This window comes from Sphingobacterium sp. GQ94 (genome assembly GCF_059758715.1).
The window spans coordinates 79,856-101,810 of sequence record NZ_JCAXEC010000012.1 but is presented as its reverse complement, the minus strand read 5'-3'; the positions used below and the strand labels follow the sequence as shown (position 1 = coordinate 101,810).

Sequence of the window (21,955 nt, the reverse complement as noted above, 5' to 3'; positions counted from 1 at the left end):
ATCTAATATTTTGAATTAAATGAAAAGAATCGATAGTAAGTATCAGGTAGTTGGCTACCGTACACTCATGTTTATACCATTATTATTTGGATTCTGGTCGTGTAAACAACCTAAATATCCTGGACCATTAACTCCGCAGGAATCTATAAATACGATGAAGGTACATCCCGATTTTGAGGTTCAAATTTATGCTACGGAACCTTTTGTGAAAGATCCGGTATCCATGACTTTTGATGAGAAAGGAAATGCTTATGTGGTTGAAATGGCAGACTATCCATTTTCAGATATGAAGCCGAATCCTCCAGGTAAAGGGAATGGCAGGATCGTATATCTGAAAGACAATGATAAGAACGGTGTAGTTGACGAGTCTATAGTTTTCATTGACGGTATTTCGGAGATGACAAGCGTAATGGCTTGGAAGAAAGGTTTATTAGTTACCGCCGCGCCTGATATTTTCTATTTAGAAGATACGGACGGTGATGGAACGGCAGATCATAAAGAAGTACTGTATACTGGGTTTTTCACGAATAATTCGGAAGCCCAGATTACCAATCTCACTTTTGCAATAGATAACTGGATTTATGCATCCAACCACGGTCAGGCAGGGACGATTACCTCAAATCGTCAGCCAGACGCACCTGCATTGTCTATTGGCGGTTCAGATTTTCGTTTCAGATTAGATAAAGAATTATTTGAGAAAGAAACTGCTCCAGCTCAGTTTGGACAAACGCTAAATGATTGGGGACATCGGTTTATGACGCAAAATACATTGCATATTCAGCAAGCGGTAATGCCGGGAAGATACATGTACAGACATCCACATCTACCCTCTGTTCGGGGAGTTGAGAATATATCTGACCATGAATTAAGGATGTTTCAAGCTACGCCTGCTCCTTATTGGAGGGCTGAGCGTAGTCGAAGAAGACAAGCGCAATACGATGAGCAAGGAAAAGGGCAAATAGAACATGCTGAGGGACACTTTACGGGCGCTTCAGGTGGAACAGTGTATGCGGGAGATGCATTCCCTGAGAGTTTTTATGGGAACGTTTTTACTGGTGAAGTGGCGGGAAATCTCGTGCACCGTGATATTCTCGTTCCTCACAAAACGAGTCCAAAATACATTGCAACTCGGGCTAATGAAGAAAAAGAGTCAGAATTTATAACATCAACAGATTCCTGGTTTCGACCTACTAATTTCGCAGTAGGACCAGATGGTAACTTATATATGGTCGATATGTATCGTCAGCATATTGAAACTCCGATATCTATACCCGAGGACCTGGTAGCAGAAATGGACTATAAACAAGGTATGGATATGGGAAGAATTTATAGAATTGTTCCTAAAAAGAAAAAGAATACCGATCGTTCCTTGACTTTCAAAGAAATTAAAACTACTTCTGATTATGTTAAGTTGCTAACACATGAAAGTCAATGGTGGAGATTACAAGCTCAGCGTAAGTTGGTCGAAAGTCAGGATAAAAGTATTATTCCTAGTGTAGTAGAATTGTTTAATACCAATGGTGATGCCCGCTTTAGGTTGCATGCTCTTTATACTTTAGAGGGTTTGGGTGCACTTGATAGCGAGTTAATCAAGAAAGCAATCGCTGATGCTCATGAAGGGGTGAGAGAACATGGCGCTATCTTAGCTGAGAGATTCCCTGATAACAAACAATTATTAGTTAATCTCTTAGATGATAAGTCTCCAAGGGTTGCTTTTCAAGCAACACTTAGTTTAGGACAATTCAATGATCCTTTTGTTACTGATCAACTTGCCAAAGTAGTTGAGAAGAAAGTCTCCGACACTTGGTTTAGAATGGCAGTATTGAGCGCTAATAATGGGTCGTCCTATGAACTATTCAAATCACTAAACAATAAAACTTCTTTTTTCTCTGGGTTTGGGGATGATAAAGGACAATTTATAAGAGACCTAACTTTTGTATTGACCCGTAAAGATCAAGATTCTGATAAATTATTGGAAGATTTAGATTCTCTTGCTAAAGAGGAAAGTGAGACAAAATGGTTGATGAGTGCAATTGAAGGCCTCGAGAAAGCAAGCGATAACAAAGGGCTTCAAAACCAAGAAGTTAAAACTACCCTAAAGTTGATCATGGAAACAACAGCCGATAATAATATTAAAACAAAAATATCTGAACTACTTAAACTATAACTTATGATGAACAATAGGAAGATCGGAAGAAGATATTTTATAAAAGGAACAGTTTCCTCTTCATTGGCAGTGATATTGGGAACTGCCTATGCATTGACTGGATGTACAAATACAAGAAAACAATCGGAACAGAATGTCAAAGAGGATAAATCTCAAGAAAATGAAGTGAGTGAATGTGATGATTATTCAAACGTAGACGAAGTAAATTTGAGAAAAAGAGAGCAGTTAGGTTATGTGAAAACAACAGCAAATCCCGACTCTAGGTGCGATAATTGTAAATTATGGATCGCTCCAAAACAGGAGCAAAAATGCGGAGGCTGTATGCTATTTAAAGGCCCCGTTTATGATCAGGGATATTGTACATACTGGGCTCCTCAAGAATAAAATTCAATAATTCTCGTTGAGATAGCACGTATTGCGGATCGTTGAACTATCGTTATGGTTCGTGTTTAGTGGGACAGTGAGATCGATCATAAGGAGCGCTTCTCTGAGAGGTTCAGAGAATGCTTCTGGTCTATTCCACTTTGCACAATCTACGAATGTGATCATGATTGTAAGATTTTACAGTTTTAATGAAAATACACTGTTTTTATTTGTTGTTATATAATTATTGAATCTTCCTATATTGAGCGCCGATTATGGGTTTCCTCTTGACCACTGGTGACAAAAATTTGTTGAGAATCCACCTAATTGTGATCGGAATTTTTTAGTTTTGGGTATGCTCGTTTGGGAGAGATTACAATATCATTCTCATTTCCAACGTGTAAGAACGTTTGGAAAAGCTCAGAAATACGGACGAAAAATGATACTTAAACAACAGATCGACTTTAATTACCTGAAATACATACTTATCGGGATCTTTTCAATTTTGCTGGTTACAGGGCATGCCCAAGAAGAGGGAAAACAGGAAGATGCTAGGATACAACCGAGTAAGCAAAGGAATGAAACGCAACCCTCAGTTATGGATTCTATTGAGATCGTACGTGATTACCGGCCAATGTTGGCCGATGCCGTAAAGATTCGCAGAAGTCCGGATATGAAGATCGACCGGGATGCACTTGAGGTCGAGTTGCGCCAGATCGCCGCCACTATGTATTTTGAGAGAAACAATTTCAAAGAACCTTATCACAGCCCATTACCTGAAAGGTACCCCGACGCCTTACGTAGCAATATCGACAATAATAGGATTGGTATCTTGGCATATAGAGCGGGCGAATACGAAAGAGCTGCTTCTATTCTGCAGAAGGTAGAGCCTTCGGATGCTTTTTATCAGAGCTCGATAATTGCTTTAGGTTATATTGCTCTAGAAAACGGTGATAAGCTACGTGCACGAAATGCATTTTACAAAGCATCGAGGATGGATTTCGATCAAGAATTGAAAGCGGACGGTTTGTTTAACTATGCCAAAACCTTATATGAATTGGACTCGATCCAATCTTCTTTGAAACCCCTTCAGGAATATATTGCTCTAAAAAATGCAGGTCTTGATTCTGAGGCAAAGAAAATTGAGAGTACCGAAACAAGACTAGCTAAGGTCTTATCGGGCACCAGCAATTTTCAGGTAGGCGTATATTTATTGGAATCATTCAAAAATAGGAAGCCTAAAGATGATATGGTTTATCAAAAGATAACATATTACCGAGGATTGGAGTTTTATAACGAACGCGCATTTGAAAACAGCATATCGATGTTCATGCGATCGGAAAAATTCATGTTTGATACGGAAATGGCAGCATTGGCTACGTATTGGAAAGCGGAGGCTATGTATGAAGTACGTAAGTACGGAGAGGCAGTGGAAAACTTCTCTCGGTTCCTGCGGTTGCCCGCTGCTCGAAACACTAATGTATACAATTATGCAAACTATGCCTTGGCTTATGCCGCGTTTCGTATCAACAGATATAGCGTTGCAGCCGAGTATTTTGAGCGCTTTTTGGCATCTGAGGGAAGTTCGTTGGACGAAAGTATACGTTTTGATGTGATCGCCCGTTTAGGGGATTCGTACCTGTCGATGCGCAATTATGGGCGAGCTAATGAATACTATGATCAGCTGATCAACAATAAAACCCCAAATCAGGATTATGCTTTGTTCCAGCACGGTATTATCCAGGGGTTGCAGGGAGACAATGAAGCCAAACTTAACACACTGAGATCTGTTGTTGAAAGATTCCCGGGTTCGAACTATGCGGATGACGTAGCTTTTGAGATCCCGTATATATATTTCATTACAGGGGATCACGATGCAGCTATCAAAGGGTTGCAACAGATGATTGAACAATACCCTCGGAGCAGTTACGTCCCCAGAGCGTTGATGACTATTGGGCTTGTCCAGTACAATAAAAATGATACCGAAGCCGCAATGGCCACCTTCCAGAAGGTGGTGAAGGAATATGCCAGAACTGGAGAGGCAGCATTGGCGCTACATTCCATTGAAAACATTTACCTGGATCAAGGTGATGCTTCGAGTTATATCCAGTACGCCACCAGTACCAATATTACTGATCTGAGTGTCGCTGAGCAAGATAACCTAGCATTTCAGGCATGCCGTACATTATTTTCCAGAGGTCAATATGGTCCGGCTGTGGAGGCAATCAATGCGTATTTTGATAAGTTTCCGAAACCCAGACAGGAGAAACATGCTCGCTATATTCGAGGAGTGAGTTTATACCACACGGGTCATCCAGAGGAAGCTCTTCATGACCTAAATATTATCCTGAATGACTGGACAAGCCAATATACTGAGAACACTTTATTGACCGTAGCTGCGTTATACCTGAAATTGAAAGAATACAATGAGGCTATCGTGCATCTCAAAAAACTAGAGCTCAATTCAGATTATAAAGACAACTATGGTTACGCAGTAACTAATTTGATGATTTGTTATTTCGAAATTGGTGATTTTGAGCAGATGAATAAGTATCTTAAATTGATCAAGAATTACGACCGGGCATCGGAGGAGGAAATTGCCACAGCACACTTGTACAGTGCTAAAGCTATGCAACAGGAAGGAGATATGGAAGCCACGATGAAAGAACTAAACTTGGCGGCACTGAAAAGTCAATCGGCAGTGAGCGCCGAGGCCAGGTACCGTGTGGGTCGATTGCAGTATGAAAACAAGGAGTACGATAAAGCTCAGAAGTCGGCCTTTGATGTGATCGAAAATATGAAATCACATGATTATTGGGTGGCTAAGAGTTTCATCCTGCTAGCGGATGCTTATGCTCGTAAAGGTGATACGCTTCAAGCAAGGAGTACATTGGAAAGTGTGATCGAAAACTATGCAGAAGATGATGATGTCATACCTACAGCAAAAGAGCGATTAAAGGCATTAAAATGAGCAAAGGTTTTATTAATCATTTTGTTTAATGACCATTATAGATTTGTGGTTATGAATGTTTTTTATTTGGGTTTGTAGGTATATTTAACGTCAATATACCTGTCGTATACTCCAAGTAGAGATGGGTTATAGTTTTATTAATAATACTCTTTATTTGATTTAGTTAAAAGTTCCGATATTTGGAGTGTATTGTGCGCTAATTGAACTTATATTTTGCTCAATAAATGATTACCTCTGGATCAATTTCTGAAAAGAGTACATTGATTCAGAATTTGCAAAATTAATGCGTGTAACGTTAGTTATAATGATCCTTTAGAACCGGATGAAGAAAAGCTTTGACAGGTAGATTAGTTACCCATTAGAGATGACTAAGTCTTGAATTTGCTTTTCCATGTCTTGTATTTTTAGATAATTTTACTGATGCTTTCAAGAGCATAACCAGCGCTAGCGGTCATACCTTTTCCTCCAATTCCAGTTCGAATATGAATTTTATCGGTAACATCAATTTCAAGGATATGATTTTTGTGTTGAGAATAGAAACCTGCCCAACTTGATGTGATAAAATCCTCAGAAATAGGTAAAATCCTATTGGCTTCCTCAATCATCAAGCGATTGATATGGGAATTTATGGTGAATCCTAATTCGTCAATTCTATTTCCTTTTGAATACTCGTGGGAATCACCTACAATTATACTTCCATCGATTCCTTGCTTGAACAAAATATGAATTCCATTATCTTTAAGCTCCTTATATTGGTCAGGAAGTTCCATTTTATGAAAGGACGGACAATATTCTTCAAAGCTCTCGTACCTTCTTATAGTAAGACCTGTTAAAATGTTTCCCGGTAACTTAATGTTTCGTAAAGGTTTGGTTTTCATCATTTGAAGTTTGCTAATTTGTAATCCACTATCATCAAACAATTCCCTAAACAAAATTTTAAATTCATAACCATTGCAAATTATCACTTGATCCGCTTCGAATTTTTCATTTCTACTTGAGATTAATACAACAGTATCTTCAATTTCTTCACATCCAATAATAGCTGTATCGTATAAAAGACTGTAATTAGGATATTGAACTGCTAAATATTCATGTATTTTTCGAACCATGAATTCAGGCTCCGTACTAAGTTCTTGCGGAAAAACGATGGCTTCCTTAATATAATCGGATTTTAGATCTGGATATTTTTTTAAAACCATTTCTTTTGTCCAGATTTCATGGTCATATCCTTTTGTTTGATAGTGGTTACTTAATTCATGTATGATTTGGACTTCATCATTATCTGATGCTATGTAGATTGATCCATTATTTCTGATTCCAATGTCAATTTTAGATTGAATGTCTTGATAAATCTCCAATCCTTTCACTCCATAATGAAACCATCTATCAGCCATTCCAGAAGGTACGATTTGGCCAAAATTTCTTACGGTAGAACCAACAGGGTAATTGTCCTTTTCAATTTGTAAAACATTTAAACCTTTATTTAAAGCATGAAGGGCATGAAAAGTACCTAAGATTCCACCTCCAACAACTATTAAATCTGCCTTTTTAACGTTCATTATGAGTTAATTATAAAATTTAAATTTTTAACGGTATTGTTTTGATTATTTATATTAACGGATTCGTTTTTGCAGTCAATTAATTTTTTATCTTTTAGAGAGAAATAACGCGTAGAAAATACCACCAAAAATATACAAACAAAGGATACTATTAATACTAGATTAATAAAATAGAAACCCCAACTAATTCTTGAAGGAATTAATTCTTTGTTTATTAAATACTAAAAAACTGAATAGATAACCGATTGAATCGGCTAAATACATTATTATGTACAAATAAACAGATCATCCTGTTATTGGGTTAATGAAAATTACAGAAGTACTGCCTTTAGCGATGAATTTTATAAACAATATCCAATCTTAAAATATACAATTGTTTATAAAGATCCAATCTGGGCTTTAATTGACATTGATCATAAACACAATATCAAGATTAAAGGTAAGGAAAGTATGTTTGCGGGAGAAAATCAATCTGTACCTGATGGTTTAGATGATATATATCCAGTGTCAGCAAAAATTGATTCACGTAAATTGAAATATTAAATATAATTAATTTAAAATCGTCGAGTTATTTTGATGTTAACCCCAAAAGTTGGACAAAAACTTTTGAGTTCACTATTCAGGGCAAATACGATCTGAGAAGCAAATATGTATAGTTTCTCAAATAAAAAATGGGAAGCCTATGCTAGGCATATCCCGTAAACCCCATATCGTGGAAAGGATGATTTGGAATGGGTTCGCAAGTATAATCTTTATGATGAAAATGGACTATTCAAATCTATGGAGAAATCCATGAAACATGACTCTGAAACAGAATTAGAGATCTCCAGGTATAGAATACTTGCATGCGGAAAAGCGTTATTAAAAAAAGTAAAAGCCTTAGTCGAGAAAGAGAAGCTCATGAACGCATTAATGGGCAAAAGCCATAGTAGAATCAGGGCGCAAACATGATGTTACATGTAAACAGATGGATCGCTCGGTATTTAATTGTCGTTGCAAGCACCCGAAGGCTGAAAGTCTCCACTTTTAGGTTGTAATTTCAATTAAGCTTGATCAATTTTTTAGTTGATGTTGTCGTATTTCCTCGTTTGTTTTATTCTGCTTCATTGATGAGCAGGTAATATATTTTTTTTGGTCAGTTCATTTTTAGTTTATATTTTACGAACAAACTCAAAAAAAAGTTTACATAAGCTAATCTTTTTTTTAAGATTCATGCAAAAGAAAGTTTAAAGTTTAGTGTATCTTAAAACTACAATTAAGCAATTGTAAAATTTATTAGATTTATGAATCAATCTTTTTAATTTTTTTGCAAATCGATAAACTGGGCTAATGGAGTTTTAGTTTTTTGCTAAAACAGATTCATTTTATCCCAAGACGAACCTTAAATACTAAAAATATTTTGACCTTATATAGCCGAAAAAAAATGAATAAAAGACTCAATTTCCTTTTACTCTTAAGTTGTGTAACAACGGTGGGAATTAGCCAAGAACTATTAAATGGTAATTCTCTTCCAGTAAAAAATACGTATAGTATCAATCAATCTGACACTCCTGAAGATATTATCAGAAAAGCAGCTCACGTTGTTCCAACAAAAAACCAATATGATGCCTTAAAAGATGAATTCATTGCCTTTATACATATTGGTCCGAATACATTTACTAAGATGGAATGGGGGAATGGCAAAGAAGATCCGGCAATTTTTGATCTTAAAACTTTGGATACGGATCAATGGTGTCAAAGTATGAAGGAAGCTGGAATGACTAAAGTTATCTTTACAGCTAAACATCACGATGGATTTGTTTTGTGGCAGAGCAGATATACCAAACATGGGGTTATGTCGACAGGATTTAAAGGGGGTGAAGGCGATGTTTTAAAAGAACTTGCTTCCTCATGTAAAAAGTTTGGGCTCAAATTAGGAATTTATCTATCACCTGCTGACTTGTATCAAATCGAAAATCCAAATGGCTTATATGGTAATTTAAGTGAATATTCAGAAAGGTCTATCCCAAGGAAAATAGAAGGTCGTCCATTTAGCAATAACCAAACCTTTAAATTTAATGTAGATGATTATAATGAGTATTTTCTAAACCAATTATTCGAACTATTAACAGAATATGGCCCTATTCATGAGGTCTGGTTTGACGGTGCACATCCAAAAACAAAGGGTGGACAAAAATATAATCGAGCAGCCTGGAAAGAATTAATACATACGCTTGCACCAAATGCTATCATATTTGGAATGGAGGATTTACGGTGGTGTGGAAATGAATCTGGAGGTACTAGGCCTACTGAGTGGAATGTAATTCCGTATGCTCAAGATCCTAACACCTTAGAAACACACAAAGATTTAACCGATGAAGATCTTGGAAGTAGGAAGGCGATTGAGGGGGCTAAGTTTTTACATTATCAACCTGCAGAAACAAACACGTCAATTCGTGAAGGATGGTTTTATAGAGATGATAATTTCCAAAAAGTAAGAAGCACGGACGATGTTTTCGATATTTATGAACGATCTGTCGGTGGAAATTCTATTTTCCTTCTAAATATTCCTCCAAATCGAGAAGGAAAATTCTCTCCAGAGGATGTAAAAGTGTTAAAAGAGGTAGGTGAAAGAATAAAATCAACTTATTCCAATAACTTATTGAATAATGTAAAACTTGATAAATCATTGATTGATAATAATTTAAAAACTAAATTGGTTTTAAAATCTAATACTGATCAAATTGAAATCCCTTTTTCTAAAGAAACGATATTAAATAGGTTTGTAATTCAAGAAGCAATCGATAGTAATGGTGAGCGGATTGAAAAGCTAGCTTTAGATACTTGGGTTGATGGAAACTGGAAGGAAATTAGTCAAAGCACGAATGTGGGTTTTAAAAGAATTTTGCGTTTTCCACAAGTCAAAACTTCAAGATTACGTTTGAGAATTTTAGAAAGTAGAGCGATCCCAGTATTAAGCAGTTTAGGAGCTTACTTGGCACCTAATACTCCACCACAATTAGAAGTATTACGTAACGCTGATGGAAAAATTAAAATCGAACCTAAAAAACATGAATTTGGATGGAAACCACACGGTGAAGATGTATTAAAAAACCTTAGTGCTGATTATAAAATTTTCTATACAACGGATGGGTCCACACCTAATAAAAACTCAAAACTATATCTGGGTGAATTCATTTCCAATAGCAATCAAATAAATGCCATAGCTATTTCTAAAGATGGAAAGGCCGGTTCAATTGTAGAAAAGGAAATTGGAATTGAAAAAAAGACTTGGAAAGTGATCGATAAAAGTTCAGAAACTAAAGGCCATGAATCAAACTTAATATTTGATGAAAATCCCGATACTTATTGGACTTCTCAATCAACAGAAAACGATTTTTTTGTAATCATTGATTTTGGGAAAACCGAAATTCTAAAAAGTTTTGCTTTTACACCTCAACGTCAAAATGAAAAGGGGATGCTTGAGCTAGGGAAAATCTATAGTAGTGATGATGGTATCAATTGGGATCTTATAGATTCTTTTGAATTTGGAAACCTTATCAATGATCCAACAACTAGAACATTCAGGTTTAAAAATTCTGTTAAAACAAAATTTGTTAAAATAGAAGCTGTAAAAATAGCTAGAGATGATAAATCGCTTAATATTGCTGAATTAGACTTCTTTGATTAATTTTAAAGCTAAACTGTATAAATTTATCATGCGTTTTTTTAATTACAAGTCTAAGTTGATTTACATATTGCTACTGTTTAGTAATTGGAATTTATTTGCTCAAAATCAATCACATGACAAACCCAATATTATTTATATATATGCTGATGATATGGGTTATGCTGAACTTGGTTCTTATGGTCAAAAGTTAATTCAAACCCCAACTTTGGATAAATTAGCCCAAGAAGGAATTCGTTTTACACAACATTATAGTTCAGCTCCAGTTTGTGCTCCTTCACGTGCTATGTTAATGACTGGAAAACATTCCGGAAATTCTTACATCCGTGGAAATTATGAATTAGGAGGGTTTCAAGATGATAAGGAAGGTGGACAAATGCCTCTCCCGGAAGGAATTAATACGATTCCTAAAATGTTAAAATCAGTTGGATATAAAACTGGGATTGTTGGTAAATGGGGTTTAGGAATGGCCAACACTACAGGTGACCCTCAAAAACAGGGCTTCGATTACGCCTATGGATTTCTTGATCAAAAACAAGCTCATAACTTTTACCCAACCCACCTTTGGGAAAATGGAAAATGGGATACTTTAGAAAATGAATATCGATATGTTCATGAACAACTCGATCCAGAAAACTACAAAAATGAGGATTTCGAAAAATTTAAAGGAAAGGTCTATGCGCCTGAAAAAATGACATCTAAGGCTCTACAGTTTATTGAAGACAATAAAAACAATCCATTTTTTCTGTATTTACCCTATACTATCCCACATGTATCCTTGCAAGTTCCAGAATCTTATATCAAGAAATATATCGGAAAATTTCCAGATGAAAAACCTTATCTAGGTGAAAACGGATATGTACCTTCACAATATCCACTTTCAACATATGCTGCTATGATAACTTATCTGGATGATCAGGTAGCAATTATTCTAGATAGACTCAAAAAACTTGGAATTGATGATAACACCATAGTCATGTTTTCAAGTGATAATGGAGCAACATTCAATGGAGGCGTAAAACCGGAATATTTCAACAGTGTTGGGGAATTAAGGGGATTGAAAATGGATGTATATGAAGGTGGAATAAGGGTACCATTCATTGCCAAATGGCCAAATAAATTTCCGAAAAACAAGGTGACCGATCAAATTTCAGTTCAGTATGACTTAATGGCAACTTTTGCAGACATCTTAAATATAAAAAATATCAATACTGATGGACAGTCTATGCTTCCCATGTTGGCTGGAAAAGAATCTAAATTAACCAATCGATTTTTATATTTTGAATATCCAGAAAAAGGTGGCCAAATTGCGATCCGAAAAGGTAAATGGAAAGCGGTAAAAACAAACGTTAAAAAGAATGGCTATAAAAATACAGCTTGGCAACTGTATGATATTGAGGTTGATCCCAATGAAGAAAATGATATTGCCGAAACAAATAAAGAGTTGTTAAAAAGCTTCGATGATATTGTTAAAAATGAACATCATCCGGCTCATATTAAAGAATGGGAATTTATTAATCCTCTTTTTTAATTAGATAAAATTATAGGAAGTATATTGGTTGTCCTTCATTGATTGGGCAGCCATTATCTTGAGTTGCTATCTTTGAATAGAAACAGATTGGAAATAATGGATTTAAATTTGTTTATGTTCACGTTGTGTTTTGTGCAATATGTGCAATTCATTTCTATATAAAATGTGCATACCCATTTTTGCCCAAGATAATGGTCGCAATAGTTCCAGAATCAACATCGTGTACTAAGCTCTTCGTATAATCAGATATATCCATAAATCTAATTATGCTTTACAATCCCTTTACCGCAGTCAAAGATTCCTTTCTAGAATTTATCGAATCAGGATATAGCCATTTCGTTCTCCAACTTTTCGACTAGCCTTTAAAATTAAAAGATTCTCCCATAAAAAGTCGTTCAATAATCGTTGTAGCAATTCATTAAATTCTACCGTTTAAATCCGAAAATACTAATTATGAGAGCAATACTATATCTAACAATTATTCCAATTTTATTTTTTTCATGCGACAAGAATGGAGAACCATTAAAGAATGGCAACAAACTGGAAATCCAGAAGGACGGCCTGAAGTTCGTTGACGAGCAGTCCCTAATTCTGCCACCAGGTGCATACGATGGACCAAGGCTAGTCTATACCCCTCCGCCAACTGGAGCATATGAAAATTATAAAGAAAATATTACGTTTTCTTCTTCCCTTTATTTGGAGGGAAGTAAAAACTCTAAAAGCTTTGACCTTACCATTTACTTACCTGTGACTGGTGGAGTCGTATTAAATAAGAAGTACGAAATAAAACCGATAGTCCGAAAAGAAATATTTCACGTAGGCATAGACGGGAACCTTTCCGATACTTGGGATTCCTCATTCATACGATATTCTGAAAATCATGAGACGTTGTATTTTGGTACGGGTCATATCATGTTTGCACATTTTGACAGTAGCCATGGGCTAAGTAATACCAAAGGAGAAGGGACAATAGAGTTTTCAATTCCAAATGAAAGTGGAGGAAAATCAATTCTCAAGGGTAGCTTCAAACTTCGATGATCTCGAAAGATAAAATATTATATATTGGTACATAGTGTGTTCGGATCGTAGACGTATCTTCAGTTGTCGCTTTTTGTACGCTGTGTGTACAATGCGGCATTTATTCTTAGCCTATTATACTGTTGGAGTAGGATGGGATATACGTTGTACAACATATTACTCATAAAAAGGAGTAGTCCCAACAAGGGTCTGCTGTTAATTATAGCACATAATGAAGTTGAAGTGAACAAAACTAAGCAACAGAAGTGATAGCGTTCCTGCATCGCAATGGTTCGCAAATAACTCACTGCATGATCGCGGTTTCGGATAACGCCAAAATTTTTTTTATGTTTTCTTAGGTACCGGTTGACTAGAGTTCCATCCTGAATGAAATGGCGGAAAAATTTCAATCCTAGTTTTTCATAGGTCTTGCGATGCTTGCTCAGCGTTAATGTACTCAACCATTTCGAAGGTAAGAAAAAAACCAGAATGCTAAGAACGATAGATGTACTTAAAACCCAATGGGACCTGTTTTCAGCAAAGTGCAAGCCCCAGTACCAACCGACTACCATAAAAGACAGTATAGTCCAAAAAAGGTTGATGAATTGGTTTAACATTATTTTTTTCATGAATTAAGAGGTTAGGATAATTCTTATCACCTAATCTACTCATTTTTGGTTTACTCTTACCTGCCAAAACGTGTAGTTTTAATTACCGATTACCACTATTCAATCTCAATATCCATTCTTCGTAACAAGCTGTCCTGTAAAGTATAAATGTGCTTTACTCTTCCATCAAACAACAGGTTGTCTTCCAAATCCTTCACGATTTGGTGAACAATAATTTCTAACGTCCCGTTCTCCCTTTCATTAAATTCGATAGGCTCAACGATGGGATTTATTTCTGTCCACTGTCTTGTCCAATATTCTCTAATTTCTGTGTGCCCATTTACATAGCCCCCTTCGAATGCTTTTGGCCATTGGATATCTGGATGCATGGTTGAAAGAGCCGTATCGATGTCTTTTGTATTGAAGGCGAAGTATGCTTTTTTGATTAAGTCTTGAATTAGCATTTCCATATCTTGTAATTTTAGGATGTTTGTAAGCTCCCGTTGTGAAATGTAAAATTAAGAGTATTATTGCAACCCACAAGTATACAGTATACTACATAGCGTAATTTTAGAGATTTCTGTTCTTTTGGATACAACTTTACGAGACTTGAACACTTTTTAGTTTCACTATCTACTGACATTTGTATCATCGTTAAATACAAAATTATGAACAATAAAAAAGTGTGGTTTATCACCGGAGCGTCAAAAGGGCTTGGATTGGCCTTAACCAAATTGGTTTTATCGGAAGGTAATAAAGTAGTCGCTACCTCGCGAGATGTCGATGCATTAAAAAACGCCATTACGGAATATGAGGCCGATTTTCTGCCGCTAAAAATGGATATTACATCAGACCTGGACGTGAGAGATGGAATTCAACAAGTCATTAATAGGTTTGACAGAATAGACGTAGTGGTTAATAATGCAGGTTATTCTTTGGTTGGTAGTATGGAAGAAATGACCGATGAGGAATTTCGCCAAACAGTGGACGTTAATCTTTTCGGAACTGTGAATGTACTGCGAAATATAATGCCTTATTTACGGCAGCAGCAATCAGGCCATATCATCAATATGTCTTCCAATGCGGGTTATGTTGGTTTTGCCAATGCGACAAGTTACAATGCGGCAAAATTTGCAGTGGTGGGACTTTCTGAAGCATTGGCACAGGAGGTAGATGCCTTGGGCATAAAAGTTACGGTAGTAGCGCCGGGACAATTCAGGACTAACTTTATGGATAAAGGTTCCATGACCTATGCTAAAAAAAGGATTCCGGTATACGGATTGGACGAGGCCGAAAAAATGTGGACGGACTACAGCGGACAACAAATTGGTGATCCGCAAAAGCTGGTAAAAATACTAACCGAAATTGTTGAATTGGAAAATCCACCATTACGCCTACTATTAGGGACAGACACCTATCAACTCATAAAAGAACATCGTGAAAAGGAGACACAGGAGTTTGAAGCTTGGAAACACTTAACCCTATCAACCGATTTCGACCGATTTTTGTAATTTTACAAAGATGAAAAGAGTAAATAGCAGCCCGTATATTATCAATTCCATTTCCGAATTGCACCGGCTGTTGGAATTACCCAAACCTAAACACCCCCTGGTAAGCGTTATCAACTTTGAGGAAATTAAATGCTTTGATGACGAAAGTTTGCGAAGTGTTTCCTATAATTTTTACTGTATTGCTGTCAAAAATAATTTTGAAGGTAAAATGAAATACGGGCAACAATATTATGATTTTGATGAAGGCGTAATGACCTTTTTTTCACCCATGCAGGTAGTTACGACTGATATTGTGGAGGACTTGAAAATATCGGGTTATTGGTTGGTTGTTCATCCCGATTTTATAAGAAATTACCCTTTGGGCAGAACAATCAAACAATACGGTTATTTCTCTTATTCGGTCAATGAAGCTTTACATCTTTCGGACGATGAAGAAAAAGCGATAACTGGAATAATGCAAAATATAGCACAGGAATATCATTCAGTAATCGATAAGTTTAGTCAGGACGTGATAGTTTCGCACATTGAATTGTTGCTTAACTATTGTAATCGCTTTTACAATCGGCAATTTATTACCCGAAAAGCAGCAAACAATGATTTGCTGGCAAGAGTGGAAAGTCTTTTAATTGATTATTTTGAAACCGTAGCGTTGCAGGAATCGGGACTTCCAACGGTTCAATACATTTCCGACAAACTTCATGTTACGCCAAATTATTTAAGCGATATGCTTCGCAACCTTACCGGACAAAGCACTCAGCAACATATCCATAATCATTTAATAGAAAAAGCCAAAGAAGTATTGACTACAACCAATCTCTCTGTTAGTGAAATTGCCTACCAGTTTGGTTTTGAATATCCGCAATCGTTTAGCAAACTGTTCAAGAGTAAAACTAATCTAACTCCTCTAAAATTTCGACAGTCATTTAATTAATGGTGATGCAGTGGTAAACGGGTGAATTCCTTCTTTTTCCTTGTCCGCTTTGATGGTAAATGGACGCCAAATGATTGTGATGTTTTCATAAAAATACTCTTTAATCTCCATAAACTAGATTTAACCCGTTTTAACGCCATTTTAGGTAACACAGATTGTCTATTTTTATGTCAATAATAAACCTAAAAAGCCGCTCTTTTTGTAAACCTTTTAGGTTTCATTTAGTTGATATAAAGCATATTGTATCGTTTTGGGTTATCTAAGTTAAACATTTAAAACGGATAGTCGGATAGGTAACAATATTGAACTACTTAAAAGTAGAAAACCCTGTAAATAGGACTATTTACAGGGTTTCGCACTAGCATGAACTAGTATTTTGTGCGCCCACCTGGGCTCGAACCATGCGCTATAAATAGCTGTTAATCAGTATTTTGCAAGAATCAGAACATTGCTGGTAGTCGGTTTGGTAACCGCCTATTCGACTGGTGTAAAGGTAAGGTTTTTGCGGGGAGGTACAATGGTTAGTAGCTGGAAATAGAATCACTTTAGATTTCGTATAAACGTAAGTAGGGTTCTGAACGGACTAAAGGACTTAGAATCCTTTCGCAAAGCGACACTAGGGTCACTTTGCGAAAGGTTAAATTGTGTCAATAATATTATAATTTGTTTTGATTTAGCTTAAAGCTGTAGTCAAGAAAATTTGTTGATATAAATTCTATTTTAAGTCTTCAAAGGTTAATACTTCTATTCCTGCAAAGTGTTTATTGATTATCTCTTCAAATACTTCGTTCACTTCTTCTTCTTCCAATCTGCCAGCTAATAATTGATAAGAGAAATTACTTGTTTTATAACCCAATTTACCAGACAGTTATTTTGTGTTTTCCTCAGCTTGTGAATACGAAGATCTATTTGAAATGAGATACAAATTATTGATCAGCACTTTCTCTGAGCTATATATCATTACATTTCGACCGCTTGCTTGACAAAAGAAAGAATTGTACAATTCTTTCTTTTGGGAATGGAATAAAAATTTATCTTTATAGTGAAAACAATACACACTTTTATGAACAGATTGTGTATTGTTCAGTGAGTATAAGCCTTAGAAATCCAACTTAAAAAATTAAGATGACACTGTTTGATGACTGGTGCGATCAAGTGAAGGAAGGGAGCGATATAAAAACGCTTACACTTCTTTCTGAAAAGGTTGGCGGACGAAATATGATCAAGTCACGACTCGGAGGAACCATCCGTTCCCACTATGAAAAGCTCGAAACAATTGCTGAGGATATAAACCAACTAGGTTACCCCTTAGCGACTGCGCTGCTAAAAGGGCGCTTGCCTCAAACGGTTAAAGCTAGATCAGGAGATCTTGGTGAAATACTGGCCACAGAACATACCGAAGAAAAATTGGGTTACACGGTACCAGTAAGAAGATTAAGATATAAGGACGGCAGAGAAATGGCTTTGCGTGGCGATGACTTTATTGGAATTTTGCTTCAAGATGAAAAACTGTATTTGTTAAAGGGCGAGTCAAAAAGCCGTTTAAAGCTCAGTAAATCTACAATTGAGGAAGCAAGAACTGTTCTTAACAGAGATAACGGAAGATGTACGCCTCATTCATTGGCATTTATTGCGAATTTGATGATAGAAAAAGGTGGTGATGAAGGTGTTATTGGTCGTCAACTTCGTAATGAAGTTGCATTAGCAAAATTTACAAAAAATAGAATTGGACATGCGTTATTTACTTTGTCTGGAAACGCTCCCTTTGATTTGTTGCGAAATGACCTTACAGGAGCAGAAGCAGACAGGTTACACCATGTTGTCAATTTCCAGATCGAAGATCATCAGGAATTTTTAGAAGAAATATTTACGGAAGCAGCAAACATTGGAAACGAATGAGGAATTAGAGCGGTTTTTAAATGAAACCACTCAAAATGGATTTATCGAAAATCTTACAACTAGAGGTGTTGCATGGTCATTGATGCGAAATAGAAATGTGCTTCCAGAGGGGGCACCGAATTTTGGGGTAACGATTGAGACAGATCTCGCAGAATACGCATTTTCAATCCTACGCGCCGCTTTAGCTCTCAAAGAAGCTGAAGGAGATCCATTGATATTTAAAAATGCCTTCTATAACGCAGCAAAGGTATTTGAATCTCTTGTAACAAATTGCGGAGAGGAGTTTACAGAGCACGGATTTTTTAAAGTTATCGCAGCGAGTTGTTATCATATTGCTGGTTATTCAGCAACGGCCTACTCTTTTTTTAATGAAGTTGCAGTTGTTAATATCACTCCAGCGGAAAATGCACTGATACTTTTTATCCTAAGGGATTTCCAAAAGCTCCAATCATTTACAAAAGCATTCATACAAGATGGTATAAATTCAGATGAGAATGTTTCGGCTGCGTTAGAAATGGATGAATTGGATTTAGACGATGCTTTAAGTATCATTCTAAATACTTCAATATGCCGAGCCTTGGCATACTTCGAATTTGCTTTAGCAACAGGAGATGAAAGCCTGGTTACTCAAGCGAAAGATATTCTTAAAAATTCAATTACCTTAGCTCAAGACAGTCGTATAGTGACCCATTGGTGGATTAGCCGATTATGTATCCATCTAATTGATGATATGTGGAGCCAATCATTGCATCAGAATCTACCAACAGTTGCACCAATAGGCGGTGAGATTAATTATGGTGAACACAGGAAGATATTTTTATCATCCCTTTACTTCAGACAAAATGCAGAAGTGGAGCTATGGCCATCCCAACTGGAAGCTGTAAAAAGATCTATTGATTTAACAGATGATTTGATTGTTGCTCTACCGACAAGCGCAGGGAAAACCCGCATTGCCGAAATCGCTGCATTAATGACGTTGGCTACTGGTGCAAGAATATTAATTGTAACGCCGCTAAGAGCCCTTTCAGCTCAGACTGAACGCTCTTTTAAAAAGACCTTTGAGCCATTAGGTTTTTCCGTATCCTCATTATACGGTGCAAGCGGATCCGAAGGTGATGAAGATGCCTTACGGTCAAAAAGTATTGTTATCTCGACACCGGAAAAACTTGATTTTGCCTTGAGAAGTGACTCTTCATTAATTGACGACGTAGGCTTAGTTATTTTGGATGAAGGTCACATGATAGGTCCCGGTGAACGTGAAATAAGGTTCGAAATTCTTGTCCAAAGACTTGTATCGCGAAATGATGCACATACTCGAAGGATAATATGTTTATCCGCCATTTTACCAGAAGGTCAACCGCTAGAGGATCTTACTTCATGGATTCGGAACGATAAACCTGGTACACCTATTACCCTACGCTGGCGGCCAACACGTCAAAGATTTGGTTCATTAGTAACCCAGGGAAACAATACGACCTTATATTATGGATATAAAGGCGGCGGTGCACCTTTTAAACTACAGAATGATGTACCATTTATATTAAAATTCATTCAAAAGATCCCTGGAAGAGGACAGCAAACAATACAGCGTCCAAAAAACGTCCAAGAAACATCACTTTTTTCGGCCTGGAAATTTGCAGAACAGGGCAAACGTGTTTTAATTTTTAGTACGGTGGCTGCTTGGGTAGAAGGATACGGATCTACTGCGGTGGATTTAGTAAATCGAGGGTATCTTCCAAGCCTCCTAGAAGATCAATCCTTAATAGAACGAGCAGTTCAAATCGGGATAGAATGGCTAGGGGAAAATCATTCTGCTGTTAAAGCATTAAAAATAGGTATAGGTATCCATCACGGCAAACTTCCGAATCCTTTTCTAAGAGAATTAGAGGTGCTATTATCAAAAGGCATTATAAAGATAACTGTGGCTTCTCCCACTTTATCGCAGGGTCTAAATATAAATGCAGCAGTACTTTTGGTTCCTTACTTACATCGAAATCGCCAAACAATATCTGGAGAAGAGTTTGCAAATGTTGCAGGAAGAGCAGGCAGGGCTTTTGTTGATATTGAGGGTCTAGTAGTACATGTAATTAACGATAAAATTCCCTCACGGCTACGAGCTTGGGCTAAATTGGTTGATACGGCGAGATCGCGTGACTTGAAAAGTGGCCTCTTGCAAATAATCTCTGAAATAATCACAAGATTAAGCGAAAACGGCATTTTGGATCGGGAGAATGCATTCGAGTATCTTGGCAATTCGATCGAAGCGTGGCACGAGCCAGAATCTAATGAAATTGAACAACTTAATCAGGAGCCCGGTACTTCATTGAAAGAGTATGTTGAAAAATTAGACTCTACAGTTTTGGGATTGATCGAGGCACTTGATGCCGAGCCAAGAGAGCTTTCGGGATTATTGGATGAAGCCTTGCGTGGCTCTTTGTGGTCTCGCCAAATAATAAGGGAACCTGAGGAATTGGCAGAGATTCAGAAACAAATGCTTTTGGCTCGCGCAAATTTAATTTGGTCTCGGACATCTTCGGTAACAAGACAAGCTCATTTCGCAATGGGTGTAGGTTTAGAATCTGGATTAGAACTAGATAATATTGCCGATGAAATGAACGTATTTTTAGACAAGGCTGATGATGCAGCATTGACGGGTGACATTGATGTGCTATTCGATTCCTTAGAAAACTTGGCTACGGGCTTGCTATCAATCAGCCCCTTTATCCCTAATAGACAATTACCTGAGGGATGGAATATCATACTTCATTCTTGGGTATCAGGAGCTTCTGTCGACGATATCGGTGCGGAAAATATGCGCATGGTGGAGGATGCATTTGCTTATCGGCTAGTTTGGGCTTTAGAGGCACTTAGAATTAGACGACAGACGTTTGAAGGGGTTTCCGATTCAGTTACAGGAGGAGCCTCAAGCTCCCTTGAAAGTGGGGTGCCTCAGCTAGCTATGTCACTTCTTATTAGGGCTGGTTTGCCTTCCAGGAAAGCAGCAATTGCCGCAGTGCAAAGTAGCGATGCTGATTTCATTGACGCCCGGAACATGCGGCGTTGGTTAAGATCTCCTGATATTGTCACACGGACTGCAGATGTAAATTGGCCTACGACGGGAACGCATACTTTATGGGAACAATTTGTATCAGAAAACTTGAAGGTTAAAAGTAAAATCTGGAAAGCCCAAATGTTCGCCGCTAAGGGAATTGAAAAAAGTAAAAAGCGCCCAGCCAACGGAATTTACAGAGTCGAGATTGAGCAAGACGGCAGAGTTTGGTTATGTACTCCAGATTACACCCGCATTTGCGCGATGAAACGAAAAGTGAAAGAAAAACTGCCTGGAGTTATGTTTGCAAAGTTTGAGGATGATAATGAAAGGCCAATTATTGAGAGACATGGACCAGGAAAATTGGAATGGTTGCTAACCGATTAGCAATTTCAAATAACCCAACGAACGAAATGACAGTAAGTGCTACTCCTGCACGTTCAGCAAAAGCTTCTTGGGTGAGGTTGATTTATTTCCATTTTTGTTTTGCAGATCTGCCTGTGCAATTATGATCAAATGCTTTTATATTGATTCTGCGTATATTTACTGTTATATATCCTATACGCAAATTGCATATAAGATATGTAATTTGTTATATTATATGTTTTGCTATAGTTATCGGGTTTGAACTAATTAAGCAGAATATCAAAAAAGTTCTCATAGTTTTTCTTCTGACCTCCGG

At 37.0% G+C, this 21,955-nt stretch carries 16 protein-coding genes; 11 read left to right on the top strand and 5 right to left on the bottom strand.

Annotation, left to right across the window (positions count from 1 at the left end):
* Nucleotides 1–19: 19 nt before the first annotated feature.
* Together AC6CHH_RS11960 and AC6CHH_RS11955 are read left to right on the top strand one after the other, a co-directional pair.
* Complete coding sequence (locus AC6CHH_RS11960) at nucleotides 20–2,167, top strand: PVC-type heme-binding CxxCH protein (protein ID WP_498283127.1); 2,148 nt, start codon at nucleotides 20–22, stop codon at nucleotides 2,165–2,167.
* Between the two features lie 3 nt (nucleotides 2,168–2,170).
* Nucleotides 2,171–2,551, top strand: coding sequence for a high-potential iron-sulfur protein (locus tag AC6CHH_RS11955; protein WP_498283125.1), 381 nt, complete (start codon nucleotides 2,171–2,173; stop codon nucleotides 2,549–2,551).
* A gap of 3 nt (nucleotides 2,552–2,554) precedes the next feature.
* On the opposite strand, the gene AC6CHH_RS11950 is transcribed toward AC6CHH_RS11955, so the two are convergent.
* Nucleotides 2,555–2,716 carry a hypothetical protein gene (locus tag AC6CHH_RS11950; protein ID WP_498283123.1) on the bottom strand — a complete coding sequence of 54 codons (162 nt, stop codon included), beginning with the start codon at nucleotides 2,714–2,716 and terminating at the stop codon, nucleotides 2,555–2,557.
* A 253-nt stretch (nucleotides 2,717–2,969) separates the two neighbouring features.
* Between AC6CHH_RS11950 and AC6CHH_RS11945 the strand changes: the two genes are divergently transcribed.
* On the top strand, nucleotides 2,970–5,501 hold the full coding sequence (locus tag AC6CHH_RS11945; protein WP_498283121.1) for a tetratricopeptide repeat protein: 2,532 nt from the start codon (nucleotides 2,970–2,972) through the stop codon (nucleotides 5,499–5,501).
* 404 nt (nucleotides 5,502–5,905) lie between these two features.
* On the opposite strand, the gene AC6CHH_RS11940 is transcribed toward AC6CHH_RS11945, so the two are convergent.
* Nucleotides 5,906–7,060, bottom strand: coding sequence for a TIGR03364 family FAD-dependent oxidoreductase (locus AC6CHH_RS11940; protein WP_498283119.1), 1,155 nt, complete (start codon nucleotides 7,058–7,060; stop codon nucleotides 5,906–5,908).
* Nucleotides 7,061–7,840: 780 nt separating this feature from the next.
* Between AC6CHH_RS11940 and AC6CHH_RS11935 the strand changes: the two genes are divergently transcribed.
* From AC6CHH_RS11935 to AC6CHH_RS11920, 4 genes are all read left to right on the top strand, one after another.
* A complete protein-coding gene (locus AC6CHH_RS11935; protein WP_498283117.1) occupies nucleotides 7,841–8,011 on the top strand; it encodes a hypothetical protein in 171 nt (56 codons plus the stop codon).
* Nucleotides 8,012–8,483: 472 nt separating this feature from the next.
* Entirely contained in the window at nucleotides 8,484–10,730 is a 2,247-nt protein-coding gene (locus AC6CHH_RS11930; RefSeq protein ID WP_498283115.1) for an alpha-L-fucosidase, read from the top strand.
* Between the two features lie 28 nt (nucleotides 10,731–10,758).
* Nucleotides 10,759–12,258 (top strand): arylsulfatase, encoded by a 1,500-nt coding sequence (locus AC6CHH_RS11925; protein ID WP_498283113.1) that lies wholly within the window; start codon nucleotides 10,759–10,761, stop codon nucleotides 12,256–12,258.
* A 453-nt stretch (nucleotides 12,259–12,711) separates the two neighbouring features.
* Nucleotides 12,712–13,296, top strand: a complete 585-nt coding sequence (locus AC6CHH_RS11920) for a hypothetical protein (RefSeq protein ID WP_498283111.1) — start codon at nucleotides 12,712–12,714, stop codon at nucleotides 13,294–13,296.
* A gap of 59 nt (nucleotides 13,297–13,355) precedes the next feature.
* Here the strand turns inward: AC6CHH_RS11920 and AC6CHH_RS11915 are convergent, their stop codons facing one another.
* Both AC6CHH_RS11915 and AC6CHH_RS11910 read right to left on the bottom strand, forming a co-directional pair.
* Nucleotides 13,356–13,904: a glycosyl-4,4'-diaponeurosporenoate acyltransferase CrtO family protein gene (locus tag AC6CHH_RS11915; RefSeq protein ID WP_498283109.1), complete on the bottom strand. Its 549-nt coding sequence runs from the start codon at nucleotides 13,902–13,904 to the stop codon at nucleotides 13,356–13,358.
* Between the two features lie 95 nt (nucleotides 13,905–13,999).
* Nucleotides 14,000–14,353: a nuclear transport factor 2 family protein gene (locus AC6CHH_RS11910; protein WP_498283107.1), complete on the bottom strand. Its 354-nt coding sequence runs from the start codon at nucleotides 14,351–14,353 to the stop codon at nucleotides 14,000–14,002.
* 198 nt (nucleotides 14,354–14,551) lie between these two features.
* Here AC6CHH_RS11910 and AC6CHH_RS11905 point away from each other — a divergent pair, with 198 nt between their 5' ends.
* Together AC6CHH_RS11905 and AC6CHH_RS11900 are read left to right on the top strand one after the other, a co-directional pair.
* Nucleotides 14,552–15,394 (top strand): SDR family NAD(P)-dependent oxidoreductase, encoded by an 843-nt coding sequence (locus AC6CHH_RS11905; RefSeq protein WP_498283105.1) that lies wholly within the window; start codon nucleotides 14,552–14,554, stop codon nucleotides 15,392–15,394.
* A 10-nt stretch (nucleotides 15,395–15,404) separates the two neighbouring features.
* Nucleotides 15,405–16,325 carry a helix-turn-helix domain-containing protein gene (locus AC6CHH_RS11900; protein ID WP_498283103.1) on the top strand — a complete coding sequence of 307 codons (921 nt, stop codon included), beginning with the start codon at nucleotides 15,405–15,407 and terminating at the stop codon, nucleotides 16,323–16,325.
* Here AC6CHH_RS11900 and AC6CHH_RS11895 read toward each other — a convergent pair.
* Nucleotides 16,314–16,436 carry a hypothetical protein gene (locus AC6CHH_RS11895; protein WP_498283101.1) on the bottom strand — a complete coding sequence of 41 codons (123 nt, stop codon included), beginning with the start codon at nucleotides 16,434–16,436 and terminating at the stop codon, nucleotides 16,314–16,316. The genes AC6CHH_RS11900 and AC6CHH_RS11895 overlap by 12 nt on opposite strands.
* Before the next feature lie 1,014 nt (nucleotides 16,437–17,450).
* Between AC6CHH_RS11895 and AC6CHH_RS11890 the strand changes: the two genes are divergently transcribed.
* Both AC6CHH_RS11890 and AC6CHH_RS11885 read left to right on the top strand, forming a co-directional pair.
* Complete coding sequence (locus tag AC6CHH_RS11890; protein WP_498283099.1) at nucleotides 17,451–18,224, top strand: Hachiman antiphage defense system protein HamA; 774 nt, start codon at nucleotides 17,451–17,453, stop codon at nucleotides 18,222–18,224.
* Nucleotides 18,211–21,660, top strand: a complete 3,450-nt coding sequence (locus AC6CHH_RS11885; protein ID WP_498283097.1) for a DEAD/DEAH box helicase — start codon at nucleotides 18,211–18,213, stop codon at nucleotides 21,658–21,660. The genes AC6CHH_RS11890 and AC6CHH_RS11885 overlap by 14 nt, the downstream gene beginning before the upstream one ends.
* Nucleotides 21,661–21,955: the final 295 nt, after the last annotated feature.